We start from the raw sequence: 14,137 nt of genomic DNA, 5'->3' as shown, positions 1-14,137 counted from the left end.
ATGAAAGATGCGCCGGATGCGACGGGCGAGTCGGCCGAGGCCGACGAAGCGGACAGAGCGAATGAGTCGGCCGACGCCGACGAGGCGGACAGAACGAACGATTCGACCGACGAGGCCGAGGCTCACTTCGAGCCGGCCCCGACACCCGCGCGCAAGCCGTGGTCGCGCCGGCGCAAGGCGGCCGTCGCCCTGGTCGGTCTGCTGACCCTGTCGTTGCTGGTGGTCGGCGGGTGTACGGCCTGGCTGCTGTACTCGCTGAACTCCAACATCAAGCGCATCGACGGCGTGTTCGACCGGTCGGGCATCCCCGCGGCGGGACCGCGTCCGCCGGCCGATCCCGCCGCCGGCCGGGCCCTGAACATCCTGCTCGTGGGCATGGACGCGGCGGCCGCCGGCGCCGACCCCGAGGCGCTGCAGGGGCGGCGCAGCGACACCATGATGATCCTGCACCTGCCCGCGGGCCGGGCGTCCATCTCGGCGGTCTCGCTGCCGCGCGACGCGTGGGTGTCCATCCCGGGACACGGCGAGGCCAAGCTGAACGCGGCCTTTTCGTGGGGCGGGCCGGCACTGCTGGTGGCCACGATCGAGAATCTGACCGGAGTGCGGATCGACCACTACGCGGCGGTGGACTTCGGCGGCTTCAAGGGCATGGTCGACGCGCTCGGCGGCGTATCGGTGGACGCCGACCACGGCCGAACCAGGCTGGACGGCACCAAGGCGCTGGAATTCGTCCGGCAGCGCTACGGGTTGCAGCGTGGCGACCTCGACCGGGTGGCACACCAGCAGCAACTCCTGGGCGCGATCGCGAAGCAGATCACCGCGGAGGGGGTGCTCGGCAGTCCGCTGCGCACCGAGAACCTGTTGCAGTCGCTGACCAAGTCGCTGACCGTCGACGACAATCTGAACTTCAAGGCGCTGCTCGACCTGGCCACCGACCTCAAGGGCATCGACGAGTCCGATCTGGCCTTTCGCACCGCGCCCGTGGCCGGCTTCGCCGAGCGTGGTGGTGGGCAGAGCGTGGTCCTGCTCGACGACAAACGTTGCCGGGAGCTGTTCGCCGCCGTCCGCACCGACATCCCGTGGCCGGAGCCCGCCCCCGGCGAACTCTGGCGACCGTGAACGCTCAGCGCAGGCGGCGCAGGGCGCGGCGGGCTGCGCCGGCGACCGCGGGGTCGGGGTGGGTGGTCTCGGCGAAGCGCAGGACGTCCTCGGCGCAGGGGTGGCCCATCGTCGCCAGCTCACCGAAGACCACATCGGCGCCCGGGCCCTGACTGCCCGTCACCTCGGTGAGCAGGCCCAGCACCGCCGCCTCGTGTCGGCCGAGCAGCGCCGCGGCGGCGTTGTCGGCGGTCAGCCAGGCGAGCGTGCGCAGCGTCGCGGGCGGTACGTCGCGGTCGTGGGTCAGTCGCCAGTTCCACACGTGCGGGGCCAGCGTGGGGTCGGCGCCGGCGTCGGCGAGGGCCTGTTCGACGGCGGCCTCGGGCAGGTCGGCGTCACCCACATGGGCGAAGAGCATCAGCCGCTCGGTGGGGCCGGCGGCGCCCGCGACCGCACACAGCTCGGACAGCGCGGCGTCGATCGGGCGGCAGCCGATCCAGCTCGCGAACGTACGCGTGGCGATCGGTCGCGGCCACGCTCCCATCGCGCCGAGCAGACGGGCGCCCGAGGCTGCGGTGTAGTCGTCGACGGTGGCGACCGGCAGGCCCTGCTCGCGAAACATCCGGTGCACGAGGGTGCCGCCCAGGCCGGTGAGGGTGATGCCCTCGGCGGTGCGCCGAACGATGCCGAGCGCGGCCAGGCGATCGGCAAGCAGGATCACCCCCGCCCGCACCCGAGCCAAGACCTCCCCGGACCACTCGCCGGAGAAGGCGGACACCCCCGGCGCGGGCGAGTGCGGGTACAGGTGCGGGGGTGACACCGGCGGGAAGTCGGTCGCGGGCGCGGTCGCAGGCGCCGGCGAATGCGCGGGTGACGGGGACGCGGTCGCAGGCGCAGGCGCAGGTGACCCGGTCGCGGGCGCAGGCGCAGGTGACCCGGTCGCGGGCGCAGGCGCAGGCGGATGCGCAGGCGACGCGGTCGCAGGCGCAGACCCCGACACCGGCGGATGTGAAGGCAACCCGGTCGCGGACGCAGGTGACCCGGTCGCAGGCGCGGGCGACCCGGTCGCGGGCGCAGACCCCGACACCGGCGGCTGCGGCTGCGGGTGTGGGGGTGCCGGTGGGGTCGACGCGGTGCCGGGGCCATCCGTCCCGCACAGGCGACCCATCTCGCGGACCAGGTCGGGCGCGTCCAGGATCCGTCCCAGCGCGAACGCCTCGTCGTCGGCGGAGGGCTCGGGCGGCAACATTCGAACCACGTGGTCGAGGTCGCGGCGCACCGCGAGGCCGACGAACAGCGACACCGGGAGCGGCCCGCCGAGTTGCACCAGTCCGGTGAACAGCGACGCGGCCAGCCCCTCGGGGACGTCCCAACGCTCGTCGTGCGCCTCCCCGAACGTCGCGTTGTCCTCGGCCACCACCACCATCGCGCGCGCGGCGAGCGCGATCAGCTCCCCGTCGTCCCCCTCACGCCACACCCGCAAGCCGTCGGCCACCCGCACCGCACCATCCTTCGGCACCAGCAGCCCGGTACCGATCGCGAGCGTCCACCGCCGGTGCAGCGCATGCTCGTCCCGGGCGGTACGGGGCGGCCCCTCGGCCCGCGACGGCTGCCGAGGGATGCCGAGTTCGGCCATGACGCAGTCGGCGACCGCGGTCGCCAGTACCCCCTCGTGGGTGATCGGCAACGGCCCGTGCCGCTCGACGTACTCCGCGAGCGCCGCAGCCTGCGCCATCAGCGGCGACATCCGCGCGGCCAACGCGCACTCGGATCGGGGCGGCACGTACAGCGGCGGCAGCGCGGGTTCGTCGCATCCGCCCGGGCCGGTGAGCGGGGCGGGCACGCCCAGTTCCAGGAAGCGGGTGCGCAGCCCGTACATCCCCAGTGGCGTCAGCCGCACCGCCATGAACGGCGCCCCGCCACCCACCAGCTCACGGATCTCCAGCACGCCGAACGCCCGCAGGTCGTCCATCTGATGCGCCAACGACAAACCGGTGAACAACGCCGGGTCGGCGACCGAGGGCGACCGGGGCCGCCCGTCGGGCGTGTACGAGAGCAACTCGAACAGCCCACCCATCGGCACCCACCGACCCGCGTGGTCGTACAACTCCCGCAACAACTCACGGATCACATCACCGCCGCGCAGCACATACGCCGCGCGCCGCACCTCGGGTCGCCCGGTGGCCTCGCCGACCGCGACGCCCTCCCACAGGCTCGACCACACCCGCAGAACGTCGCCGGGTCGCCCGACCGCCAGCGCCCGGGCAAGCTCCCCGGCGGTCGCGACCGTACGCCCGACCTCGATCAGGCCAGCCGTACACGCGATCGACCACACCTGGTGCAACGGCTCCACGTCGCGCGCACTGCGAACGCCGGCGACCGGTTCGTCGATGCCGAGCAGCCGCACCGCCTCGGCCGCGGGCGCCAGTCTCAGGACCCCGGTCGCGGTCACCGGACGCCCGCGACCGACCCAGCGGGCGAGGGTGAGGGCGGCGGCGAACGACGGCGCGGCCGAAGCGGCCCGAGCCAACTCCCGCTCGTCCGGCAGCCGCACCGCCGGCAACGCCCGCCCTCGCCCGGGCCCGGTCGCATAGCCCGCCACGAACAACTTCTTCGCCGAGCCCCACCGCCGCGAGTCGGCCATCCTCGCCGGCAGTTCGTCCTCGTGCCGATCCAGCACCTCGAACAACGGGACGAGCCGGTCGCTGTCCGGGTGCAGGGGACCCTGCTCGCGCAAAAACTCCAGGAACAACCGCAACGCGGGCACCACCAGCGCCACCGTGTCCTCGCGGGGCAGCGCGACATGCGCCGGCACCAACGTCTCGAGCAGCGCGTTCAGATCGCCGGCCCGCCAGCGGGTGTGATCGTCGAGCCGCAGGCACGCGACCCGCAGATCGAGCAGGGTGCCGAGGACATCGACCATCCGCTCGGCATCCCGGGCAGGCCGACCGACCCGCGCGAGCCACGTTCCGAAGTCGGCCACGATGCCGCAGGAATCGGGAGATAGCGCCACGTCGCAGAGCGTAGTGAGCACCATCCCCGGTTCGCATGGATTTCGGACAATCCATGCGAACCACCGACGCAGCCCCCGTCCCCATCGGCAACAAGCAACAAAGGCGCCCCCAGACACCACCCCCTACACACGCAACCGAACAACCCACACACCCACAGGCACAACCCCAAGCACCCCTCAACCAGCCGCCGTCAGCCTGCGGGGCGACCTCAGACAGAGCCGGCCACGACACGTGCCAAACGAAAGACACATGCACCCGCAGGACAACCACAGGCGGGGCGCCTCGGACGGCCGACGCCGACACTCACCAACGCATCACCCATGCGGCAGCGACTTCAGGCAGCAACCACCACCCACGTGCCGAATGGAAGACACGTACGCCTGCGGAACAACCTCGGACGGGCAACAACCCAGCTTGTCGAGCGACCTCGCACGGGTGGTGACCGCGCTCGGACCGCGCTCGCCGGCAGGTAGCACCTGCGAAGGCGACCTCGCGCCTTGCGGCTGCCTCGCAGACAGACGGCACCTGCGCCTGCGCCTGCGCCTGCGCCTGCGGGAAGACTTCAGGCCACTGACATCCGGAGGCGAACGGCGCACACGGGTACAACCGCAAGCAGGTGTCGGCCACACGTACGTGCAGGGGCCGACTCGGCCGGCCAACGTCAACACCCGCGAACGGCGGGACGGGCGCGCGCGCCTGCGAACGCGGTCTCGGACCGCCGGCGCTGGGAGGCGCACGGCGCGTGTGAGGACGACCTCGGACCGCCGGCGCCCACGGGGCCATCACGCGGGCGGGTACCGCTGCACCTGCCAGTGGTGGCAACCCCTAGCAGTCGGCACCGATGCCTGCGGGCGGTGGCGGGGGCGGTAGCGGTGGCAACCGCACCCTTGCCTGCGCCCACGGAAGCAACCTCAGGCGACCAGCGCCTGGACGCGGATACACCTGCGGGACGCCCACAAGCAGGTTGCGACTGCATCACAGGCCGGGGCAACTGCGCCCGCAGGGACGGCCTCGGACCGCCTGCACCTGCGGGCGCCTGCGGGGGCGACGTCAGCCAAGCGGCAACGCACTCGCGGGCGCTGCCGCCTGCGCTCGCCGACAAGCGGCACGCGCCCCCGCAGGGACAACCGCAGGCCACCATTGGTGCCTGCGCCCGCACGATCCCGACCGGCGCCCGACCTCGGCCGAGCGGCAACGCGCTCGCCGGCGCTGCCGCCTGCGCTCGCCGACAAGCGGTACCTGCTCCCGCACGGGTGTCCTCGGGCGGTTCGCGACTGGGCTTGCGGGCGCGAGGAGGCTGCGAGGGCAGCCTTGGGCTCCGGTGGCTGTGGGGCGGACGTGGCCGCTTGTGGTCACCCGCGCCTACGGGGCCGACGGCGTCGGCCCCGGGCATGGGCGCGGGTGCGGGTGCGGGTCTCGGGGCGTTGCGGATGGGGTCGTCGGGGTGGTTCCTGCCGGTGATGTCCGCCACTTTTGACTGACGCACCGTCAGATCACCTGCGGGCCTGCGGCGACACCGGTGCCCCGGAACGGAAAAAGACGCCTGTCTCCCTTCAGGTGACGGGTCGTCAGGTGGCATGGTGACCCCAGCGCAGAGCACGGCCCGCGATGGGCGGCCCCGCGCCGAGGCGACAACGTACGCGATCCATAGTGAGGTGCCCCCGTGCTGCTCGACCCTTCCGCCGCCCTGCTCACCGATCGAGTGGCCGTGGTCACGGGCGCGGCCCGGGGCATCGGCGCGGCGACGGCCCTCGCGCTCGCCAGGTTCGGCGCCGACGTCGCCGTCTGCGACCGCGAGCCCACCGGTCTCCGGGAGACCGCCAAGGCGATCGAGGCCACCGGCCGGCGCGCCTTCGCGGTGGAACTCGACGTCCGCGACGGCGACGGCGTCGAGCGCTTCCTCCACGACGCCCACACCGCCCTCGGCCCGCTCGACATCCTCGTCAACAACGCCGGCGGCGGCTTCTGGTCGCCGTTCCTGGATGTCCGCCCCAAGGGCCAGAGCGCACTGGTCGACGAGAACTTCACCTCCGTCACGCACGTGATCCGACACGGCGCCCCGCTCATGCGCGACGGCGGCTCGATCGTCAACGTCACCAGCATCGAGGCGTTCCGCGCCGCGCCCGGCTTCGCGGTATACGCCGCGATGAAGGCCGCCGTCGAACAGCTCACCAAGTCGCTCGCACTCGAACTCTCGCACCGCCGCATCCGGGTCAACTGCGTCGCCCCCGACGCCATCCCCACCCCCGGGGACGCCGATCTCGCGGAGACGTTCGAAACAGCCGAGGGCGCGTACGACTACGGCGCCAAAGTGCCCCTGGGCCTCGGCGAGGCCGACGACTGCGCCGCCCCGATCGTCTTCCTCGCCGGCGACCTCGCCCGCTTTGTCACCGGCACCACCCTGCACGTAGACGGCGGCACCATGGCCGCCTCCGGCTGGGTCCGCCGCCCGGACGGCACCTTCACCCCCTGACCCCGCCCCACCGCCCGCACCCGCCGGCGCCCACCAGAGTCCGCCGGCGACCCCTCGCGACCGCCACCCCGTCCCGCCCCGAACCACCCGAGCGCACCGACCGACCACCCGCCCCGACCGCGGAACTGGGAGTGCAATGGAATTCGGCATCTTTCTCCAGGGCTACAACCCGGCGTTCCGACGCGAGGGAAACCCGAACGCCGAACACGAAGCCCTGATGAACGACATGGACTTCGCGATCGCCGCCGACCGGGCCGGATTCAAGTACGCGTGGCTGAGCGAGCACCACTTCCTCGACGAGTACTCGCACCTGTCCGCCAACGACGTCATGTGCGGCTACCTCGCCCACGCGACCGAGCGCATCCACATCGGCTCCGGCATCTTCAACCCACTCCCCCAGGTCAACCACCCGGCCAAGGTCGCCGAACGCGTCACGATGCTCGACCACCTCACCCGCGGCCGCTTCGAGTTCGGCACCGGACGCGGCGCCGGCAGCCACGAGATTCTCGGCTTCCTCCCCGGCATCGAGGACATGTCCGAGACGAAGGCGATCTGGGAGGACGTGATCCGCGAGTTCCCGAAGATGTTCCTCCAGGACGTCTACGAGGGCTACCAGGGCACCTACTGGCAACTCCCGCCGCGCCGGATCCTGCCCAAGCCGTACGGCACGTCGCACCCGGCCATGTGGTACGCCGCCGGCAGCCCGCCCTCCTACGTGATGGCCGCGCGCATGGGCCTGGGCGTCCTCGGCTTCTCGATCGGCGACCCGGCGAGCGCCGAGCAGTTGGTCGCCGGCTACAAGCGCGAGATCGTCAACGCCGAGCCGATCGCCGACTTCGTCAACGACAACGTACTCGCGGTCAGCACCGGCTTCGTCGCGGAAACGAAGGAACGCGCCATCGCCAACGCGGTCGCCGCCCGGCCCATGTACCTCACCAGCAACGTCTTCCGCTACCACGACACCTTCCCGCACCCCGAGGGCATCCCCTACTGGCCCGAGACGATGCCCGACCTGACCCCCGAACTGGTCGAGTTCGCCGCCGACGCCGGCGCGCTGATCTGCGGCGACCCGGACGGCGTCCTGGAGGCGGTGCGCGCGTACGAATCGGTCGGCGTCGACCAGCTCGTCCTCGGCCTCGGCTGCGACGACCGCGAGAACACGCTCAAGACCATCGAACTGTTCGGCCGGCACGTCATCCCGGGGCTCGACACCGACCCCGAACACCGCACCACCCGCTTCCGCCGGCAAGCCTGACCGCCGGCGGAAGCGGCCACCACCGCGACCACTACGCCGACCACCGGCCCGACCATCCACCCCGGTCCCCCGACCGACCCACCCCATCCCCGACACGAGTCACCGCACGACCCGAAAGGCAGTCACGTCATGAGCTTCGCCGAATACCCGATCCGGGTGGGCAGCATGCTGTTCACCGCCGTGGACCCCGAGCGCGGCCACGAGGTGAGCTACAACCGCTGGTACGAGCGAGACCACTACTACGCCGGCTGCATGATCGGCCCCGGCCTGCTCGCGGGCAGCCGCTGGGTGGCCACCGCCGACCTCAAGGCGCTGCGCTTCCCGGCCGACAGCGACGTCGTACCCGCCATCGGCGCCGGATCCTACGTCGCGATCTACTGGATCAACGACGGCCAGTTCGACGAGTGGAACGCGTGGGCCGTCGACCAGGTCAACTGGCTCTACGGCAACGACCGCGGCTTCCAGCACCGGGTGCACGCGCACACCGCCATGTACCTGCACGACAACCGCTGGTACCGCGACGAGGACCCGGTCCCGCTGGAACTCGCGCTCGACCGCAACTACCAGGGCCTGGTCTCGCTCGCCGTGCAGCGCGAGGAGGGCGTCTCGCAGGAGGACCTGGAGAAGTGGTTCTCCACCCACCTGCCGGAATTCCTCCGCGAGTCCCCGATCGCCTCGGTCGCCGCCTGGACCGCGGTCCCGCTCAAGGACGACGCGCCGGCCTTCGTCCCGCGCGACCCGAACGCCGCCACGCGCAGCATGCAGCTCTACTTCCTCGAGGGCGATCCGCGCGAAAGCTGGGACACCTTCCGCGAGTGGGCCGCGCGCATCGACGCCTCCGGCATCGGCCGGGTCACCTATTGCGCCCCGTGGATCCCCACCGTGGTCGGCACCGACACGTACACCGACCGACTCTGGGACTGACCAGCCTCGGTCACCACGCCGTCGGCGGGCTCGGATCCGAACGAACCCGGACCCGGACCCGGACCCGACCCGTCGACGGCACGGCAACCGGCCCACACGTCAACTCAGTCGGCTGTGCCTGGCCCCGTAGAAGAAGTAGACGGCGAACCCGGCCACCATCCACACCAGGAACCTCAGCCACGTCTCGCCGCTGAGGTTGATCATCAACCACAACGTGGCCAGTATCGACAGGATCGGCAACCACGGCACGAACGGCACCCGGAACGCACGGGGCAACTCCGGCCTGGTCCGGCGCAGGATCAGCACGCTCGCCGCGACCACCAAAAACGCGAACAGCGTCCCGATGTTGACCATCACATCGATCTCGTGAATCGGGGTGAACCCGGCGATCGCCGCGACCACCACCGCGATCAGCATCGTACTGACGTGCGGCGTGCCGTACTTGGGATGCACCCTGGCGAACAACGGCGGCAGCAGCCCGTCCCGGCTCATCGCGAAGAAGACCCGGCTCTGCCCCATCATCAGGATCATGCACACGGTGGTCAGCCCGGCCACCGCGCCGATGCTGATGATCGTCGCGATCCAGCCCTTGTCGACCGACCGGAACGCCTCCGCCAACGGCGCGGCGGAGGACAACATGTCGTAGCGCTGCATCCCCACCACGACCAGCGACACCGAGACGTACAGGATCGTGCAGATCACCAGCGAGCCGAGGATCCCGATCGGCATGTCGCGCTGCGGCTTGCGGGTCTCCTCGGCGGCGGTGGCGACCACGTCGAAGCCGATGTACGCGAAGAACACCAGCGCCGCGCCGGAGAAGATCCCCATCGCGCCGTAGATCTGCGGCTCGAACCCGAACAGGGTCTGCACCAGCGGCGCCTTGAGCCCGCCGTGGCCCGACGCCGGCGGCTGCGAATCGGGCACGAACGGGTTGTAGTTGCCGGACTTGACGAAGAACAGCCCGGCGAAGATCACGAGCAGCACGATCGCGATCTTGATCGTGACCATCACGAGGTTGAACCGCGCCGACAACTTGACCCCGAACACGAGGATCACCGCGACGCCGAGCACCAGCAGCAGCGCCGGCAGGTTGACCTTGCCCCCGTCGCCCGGCGCGGCGGTGATCGCCTCCGGCAGTTCGAGACCCGCCTGGGAGAGCAGCGAGTTCAGATACCCCGACCAGCCGATCGAGACCACCCCGACGCCGAGCGCGAGTTCGAGGATCAGGTCCCAGCCGATGATCCACGCAGGTAATTCGCCGAGCGTGGTGTAGGAGAACGTGTACGCGGAACCCGCCACCGGAACCGTGGACGCGAACTCGGCGTAGCACAGCGCGGCGAGCCCGCAGACGAACCCCGCCAGTACGAAGGACAGCGCAACCGCTGGGCCGGCGTAGTCCTTCGCCGCCGTGCCGGTGAGCACGAAGATGCCCGTGCCGACCACCACGCCGACCCCGAAGACCATCAGGTCCAGGGCGGACAACTCCCGGCGCAGGCCGTGCCCTTCGGATTCGTCGGTGTCCTGGATGGACTGTTCGATGTTCTTGGTCCGAAACAAAACGTTGGCCATGGCAACACCTCCTGGTGGCGGAGACCGTTGCCATGATCGGGGCTTTCACTCCTGTTTACGGGGGATCGATCCTCGGCGCGTCAGGGTGATCTTGCTATTGGTCGCCGTCGCACTCGCGCCCCGAAGGCGTCGCCCGCGCTCGCATCTCGAAATCGTCGCCCGCGCTCGCACCTCGAAGTCATCCCCGCTCGCTCCCGGGCACGCAAACGACCCCGGGGCACGGAACGGGAAGGTGTACCCCTCCCGTCCCACGCCCCGGGGCCGTCGTGGCGCGAGCCTCGGTCAGGCCGTCGTCTCGTGCTGCTCGGCGTCGGCGTCGGCGGTCTTGGACGCGATTTCCTCGACCACCTGGCGCGAGATGTCCTGGGCGTTCAGCCCGATCCGCGCCAGTACCTCGTCCCGCTCGGCGTGGTCGAGGAACTCCTGCGGGATGCCGAAGTCGCGCAGCGGTACGTCCACCCGGGCATCGCGCATCGACTGGGCGATCGCCGCGCCGACACCGCCGGCGCGGCCGTTGTCCTCGATGGTGACCACGAGCCGGTGCCGGGCCGCGAGCGGCGCGAGGCCGGCCGGTACGGGCTTGACCCAGCGCGGGTCGACCACGGTCGCCGCGATGCCCTGGTCGGCGAGCCGGTCGGCGACCTCGATCCCGGTCTCGGCCATCTGCCCGACGGTCACGATCAGCACGTCGCCGCCCTCGCCGCCGCCGTTGCGGTCGGGGCCGGTGCGGCGCAGTACGTCCATGCCGTCGATCCGGCCGATCGCCTCGATGTCGGGGCCCACCGCGCCCTTGCCGAAGCGCACCACGGTCGGCGCGTCGTCGACGTCCATCGCCTCGCGCACCTGGGCACGCACCTGCGCGGCGTCACGCGGCGCGGCCAGCCGCAGCCCCGGGACGACCTGGAGGATCGACATGTCCCACATGCCGTTGTGGCTGGCCCCGTCCGGCCCGGTCACCCCGGCCCGGTCCAGCACGAACGTCACCCCGCACCGGTGCAGCGCGACGTCCATCAGGACCTGGTCGAAGGCGCGGTTGAGGAAGGTCGCGTACACCGCGACCACCGGGTGCAGCCCGCCGGTGGCCAGGCCCGCCGCCGAGGTGACCGCGTGCTGCTCGGCGATCCCGACGTCGAACACCCGCTCGGGATACTTCGCCGCGAACTTGTGCAGCCCGACCGGGATCAGCATCGCGGCGGTGATGCCCACGACGTCCTCCCGCTCGTCGGCGACGGCGACGATCTCGTCGGCGAACACCGACGTCCACGACGCGCCCGACTTCTTCACCGGCAGGCCGGTCTCGGGGTTGATCACACCCACCGCGTGGAACTGGTCCGCCGCGTCGTTGACCGCGTGCGCGTAGCCCTTGCCCTTCTGGGTGATCGCGTGCACGATCACCGGCCCGCCGAAGCCGCGGGCCCGGCGCAGCGCGTTCTCCACGGCCTCGACGTCGTGCCCGTCGATCGGGCCGATGTACTTCAGGCCCAGGTCCTCGAACAGGCCCTGCGGCGCGACCGCGTCCTTGAGGCCCTTCTTGGCGCCGTGCAGCATGTCGTAGACGGGGCCGCCGACGACCGGGGTGCGGCCCAGGACGCCCTTGCCCCACTCCAGGAACCGCTCGTAGCCGCGCGTGGTGCGCAGCGTCGCGAGGTGGTCGGCGAGGCCGCCCTGGGTGGGACCGTAGGAGCGCTCGTTGTCGTTGACGACGATGATCACCGGGCGGTCCTTGGCCGCGGCGATGTTGTTCAGCGCCTCCCAGGCCATGCCGCCGGTGAGCGCACCGTCGCCGATCACCGCGACCACGTGCCGGTCGGTCTGGCCGCGCACCTGGTAGGCCTTGGCCAGGCCGTCGGCCCAGGACAACACCGTGGAGGCGTGCGAGTTCTCGATCACGTCGTGCTCGGACTCGGCGCGGCTGGGGTAGCCCGACAGGCCGTCGGCCTGGCGGAGCCGATCGAACCCGTCCTTGCGACCGGTCACGATCTTGTGCACGTAGCTCTGGTGTCCGGTGTCGAAGAGGATCTTGTCGCGCGGGGACTCGAACACCCGGTGCATCGCGATGGTCAACTCGACCACACCGAGGTTGGGACCCAGGTGTCCGCCGGTCTTGGCGACGGACTCCACCAGGAAGGTGCGGATCTCGTCCGCGAGCTGTGCGAGTTGCTCGGGCGAGAGGGCTTTGAGATCACGGGGTCCTCGAATGCCGTCCAGCAGGGCCACCCGTTCCTCCTTCATCGGATCCGTCACCACCCCCACGGGTGTGCGTGCGGGAGAGGCGTCCATCGAGTCTAGACGCGGCGGTGCCGACGGATGGTTCGCATCGACCCACCACGCCGCGCCATCCGTGCGGGACAACTCACATCGCGGCGCCCGCGATCTGCGGCTCGGGCATGCGTTCGATCGCGAAGGGAGTCATCTCGCTCATCACCATCGCCATCGCGCCCAGCACCTCGGCGCGCTCACCGAGCGAGCCGGTGACCACGGACAATCGGCGCGAAGCGCTGGGGATGGCGTAGCGGCCGACCGACTCGACGATCGGCGCGATCAGCAGGTCGCCGGCGCCCGCGAGGTCGCCGCCGAGGATGATCCGTTGCGGATTGAGCAGGTTCGTCAGGCTGGCCACGCCCACCCCGACGTGCCGGCCGGCGTCCGCGACCACGCGCCGACACCCCGCGTCGCCGGCCCTGGCGAGTTCGATCATGCGCTGGATGGTCAGGTCGGTGCCGTGGCTGCCGCGCAGCAGGTCCAGGAGGTAGGAGGCGTTGGTGAAGGTCTCCAGGCAGCCCCGGTTGCCGCAGCGGCACACCGGTCCGGACTCGTCCAGCGTTATGTGACCTATCTCGCCCGCCGTACCGCCGGGGCCGCGGTAGAGCCGGCCGCCGATCACCAACCCCGCGCCCACGCCGCCGGACACCTTGAGATAGGCCATCTCGGTACATCCCACGCCCGCGCCCCACACCGACTCGCCGAGCGCGCCGAGGTTGGCGTCGTTGTCGACCAGGACCGGCAGGCCCAGGCGCTCGCCCATCGCCTCGCGCGGGTGGCAGCCCACCCAGCCCGGCAGGATCGTGGTCGAGCCGAGCGCGCCGGTGTCGATGTCGATCGGGCCGGGCACGCCGAGGCCGACCCCGGTGACCTCGGAGCGCACCACGCCGGCCCGGTCGAGCAGCACCCCCAGCAGCCGGTCGGCCAGGGCGAAGCCCTCGTCGGCGCAGGAGTCGACGTCGATCGGGACATGCTCCTCGGCGAGCACACGGTGCGCGAAGTCGCCGATCGCGACCCGCAGGTGGCGGTGTCCGAAGTCGATGCCGACGACCACGCCCGACGCCCGGCTGAGCGATACGGCGCGGGCCCGCCGTCCGCCGGAGGAGGTGGGGGTGACCTCGACCATGTCGAGGGCCTTCAATTCCCGTACGATGTTCGACACCGTCGCCGCGGACAGGCCGGTGCTCCTGGCGATCTCGGCCTGGGTGAGCGCCCCCGCCATCCGCACCGCGTGCAGGACCCGGTCGAGATTGCCCCGATGCAGCGAGGACTGGGACCCCGACGAGTGCGGCCCCGGCGACTGGGCCTCCGGAAAGCGGGCCCCCGTCGTGCCGTCGGACATCTGCGTTCCCCTCGCCCCGGTGCATCTGCAGCACGTGTTGTGTGCAAGTCCTGAACTCTAATGCGCCCTCTGCTTACACAGAAGAGTCAAACCTGAACACAGGCGTCACGATCGGGCCTCTATTCGCCACTCCACGCACACGCGGTACGGGGAAGGCGGCAAACACCCCTTTCGCCCCCGGCGCCCGCCCCGCTCCGCCT

Annotated in this window: 8 protein-coding genes; 4 read left to right on the top strand and 4 right to left on the bottom strand. The window is 71.3% G+C overall.

What is annotated here, in order from left to right; translation table 11 throughout:
- A complete protein-coding gene (locus ACFXKZ_RS04660) occupies window positions 1–1,119 on the top strand; it encodes an LCP family protein (RefSeq protein WP_379996346.1) in 1,119 nt (372 codons plus the stop codon).
- Window positions 1,120–1,123: 4 nt separating this feature from the next.
- Here the strand turns inward: ACFXKZ_RS04660 and ACFXKZ_RS04655 are convergent, their stop codons facing one another.
- On the bottom strand, window positions 1,124–4,111 hold the full coding sequence (locus ACFXKZ_RS04655; protein ID WP_379996344.1) for a hypothetical protein: 2,988 nt from the start codon (window positions 4,109–4,111) through the stop codon (window positions 1,124–1,126).
- A gap of 1,664 nt (window positions 4,112–5,775) precedes the next feature.
- On the opposite strand from ACFXKZ_RS04655, the gene ACFXKZ_RS04650 reads away from it, so the two are divergent.
- From ACFXKZ_RS04650 to ACFXKZ_RS04640, 3 genes are all read left to right on the top strand, one after another.
- Window positions 5,776–6,585 carry an SDR family NAD(P)-dependent oxidoreductase gene (locus ACFXKZ_RS04650; protein WP_379996341.1) on the top strand — a complete coding sequence of 270 codons (810 nt, stop codon included), beginning with the start codon at window positions 5,776–5,778 and terminating at the stop codon, window positions 6,583–6,585.
- Window positions 6,586–6,721: 136 nt separating this feature from the next.
- Entirely contained in the window at window positions 6,722–7,840 is a 1,119-nt protein-coding gene (locus ACFXKZ_RS04645; protein ID WP_379996339.1) for an LLM class flavin-dependent oxidoreductase, read from the top strand.
- Window positions 7,841–7,969: 129 nt separating this feature from the next.
- The gene (locus tag ACFXKZ_RS04640) at window positions 7,970–8,764 is read left to right on the top strand and encodes a hypothetical protein (RefSeq protein WP_379996337.1); all 795 of its coding nucleotides are present in this window, start codon (window positions 7,970–7,972) and stop codon (window positions 8,762–8,764) included.
- A 99-nt stretch (window positions 8,765–8,863) separates the two neighbouring features.
- Here the strand turns inward: ACFXKZ_RS04640 and ACFXKZ_RS04635 are convergent, their stop codons facing one another.
- The 3 genes from ACFXKZ_RS04635 to ACFXKZ_RS04625 form a co-directional block, all read right to left on the bottom strand.
- Entirely contained in the window at window positions 8,864–10,333 is a 1,470-nt protein-coding gene (locus ACFXKZ_RS04635; protein WP_379996335.1) for an amino acid permease, read from the bottom strand.
- Between the two features lie 282 nt (window positions 10,334–10,615).
- Window positions 10,616–12,565, bottom strand: coding sequence for a 1-deoxy-D-xylulose-5-phosphate synthase (dxs, locus tag ACFXKZ_RS04630; RefSeq protein ID WP_379996333.1), 1,950 nt, complete (start codon window positions 12,563–12,565; stop codon window positions 10,616–10,618).
- 121 nt (window positions 12,566–12,686) lie between these two features.
- Entirely contained in the window at window positions 12,687–13,817 is a 1,131-nt protein-coding gene (locus ACFXKZ_RS04625) for an ROK family transcriptional regulator (protein WP_379997298.1), read from the bottom strand.
- Window positions 13,818–14,137 lie beyond the last annotated feature (320 nt).

Source organism: Embleya sp. NPDC059237, assembly GCF_042754105.1.
GTDB lineage: Bacteria > Actinomycetota > Actinomycetes > Streptomycetales > Streptomycetaceae > Embleya.
Note: the sequence above shows the minus strand (reverse complement) of the source record. Positions and strands in the feature narration are given on the sequence as shown.

Excerpts from the sequence above, each read along its gene's own strand:
- ACFXKZ_RS04660 (WP_379996346.1), top strand. The coding sequence starts at position 1 with ATGAAAGATGCGCCGGATGCGACGGGCGAGTCGGCCGAGGCCGACGAA.
- ACFXKZ_RS04645 (WP_379996339.1), top strand. The coding sequence starts at position 6,722 with ATGGAATTCGGCATCTTTCTCCAGGGCTACAACCCGGCGTTCCGACGC.
- ACFXKZ_RS04640 (WP_379996337.1), top strand. The coding sequence starts at position 7,970 with ATGAGCTTCGCCGAATACCCGATCCGGGTGGGCAGCATGCTGTTCACC.
- ACFXKZ_RS04635 (WP_379996335.1), bottom strand. The coding sequence starts at position 10,333 with ATGGCCAACGTTTTGTTTCGGACCAAGAACATCGAACAGTCCATCCAG.
- dxs (WP_379996333.1), bottom strand. The coding sequence starts at position 12,565 with ATGAAGGAGGAACGGGTGGCCCTGCTGGACGGCATTCGAGGACCCCGT.
- ACFXKZ_RS04625 (WP_379997298.1), bottom strand. The coding sequence starts at position 13,817 with ATGGCGGGGGCGCTCACCCAGGCCGAGATCGCCAGGAGCACCGGCCTG.